At 78.7% G+C, this 858-nt stretch carries 1 protein-coding gene; it reads left to right on the top strand.

Features of this window, described 5'->3' with window-relative positions:
• Nucleotides 1–138: 138 nt before the first annotated feature.
• Nucleotides 139–858: response regulator (locus E2C05_RS32180; protein ID WP_205083283.1), on the top strand; the 720-nt coding region annotated here is incomplete at its 3' end.

Below are 858 nucleotides of genomic sequence, written 5' to 3'. Positions count from 1 at the left end.
CCGCGGTCATCGCGCGCGGGGGTGGCGCGGCGGCGGCGCGCGGCGCGCCGTCGCCATGCCTGCGGCTCGGCCTGACCCGTTCCGCGGCCTGGCCGGTCCGGGGGTGACGGCGGCGCCATCTCTGGCATGCTGCCCGGCATGACCATGCCGCTGGACCCCGAGCTGCTCGCCGCCTTCCTGCCGGAATGGCAGGCCATGGCCGCGCGTCTGGGCGAGGCGAAGGATGCCGCCGCGGCGCAGCCGGTGCTGGACGGGCTGCGCGCCATGGCCGAGGCGATGGAGCTCGCCTCGCTGAAGGCCATGCTCGACGGCGCGGTGCTGGACCCCTTCGACCCCGCGCAGGCGGCGGGCCTGGCCGGCGCCCTCGCCCGGCGCGCGGCGGCGATCGCCGCGGCCGGCGCCGATGCGCCCGCAGCGGAGGCGGCGCCGCCGGCGGGGCCGGAAACGCCGGCCGCCTCGCGCGTGCGCACGCTTGTGGTGGACGACAGCGGCATCATGCGCCGGCTGCTGCGCGACATCCTGGCCAGCGACCCGGATTTCGAGGTGGTGGGGGAGGCGGCGGATGGCGAGATGGGCCTGGCCGCCATGCACCGGCTGACCCCCGACCTCACGCTGCTCGACATCGAGATGCCGGTGCTGGACGGCATGGGTGCGCTGCGGCGCTGGGCGCTGGAAGGCAGCGGCGCGGTGGTCATCGTCTCCTCCGCCGCGCGCCCTGGCTCGCCCACCGCGCTGGAGGCGCGCCGGCTGGGCGCCGCCGCCATCGTCGGCAAGCCCTCCGGCGCCCTCAGCCTCGACATCGCCGAGCGAGGGGCGCTGCTGCTGCGGGCGGCGCGCCGCGCCGCCGGCCTGCCGGCG

This window comes from Paracraurococcus ruber (assembly GCF_004353985.1).
GTDB classification, from domain to species: domain Bacteria; phylum Pseudomonadota; class Alphaproteobacteria; order Acetobacterales; family Acetobacteraceae; genus Paracraurococcus; species Paracraurococcus ruber.
Note: the sequence above shows the minus strand (reverse complement) of the source record. Positions and strands in the feature narration are given on the sequence as shown.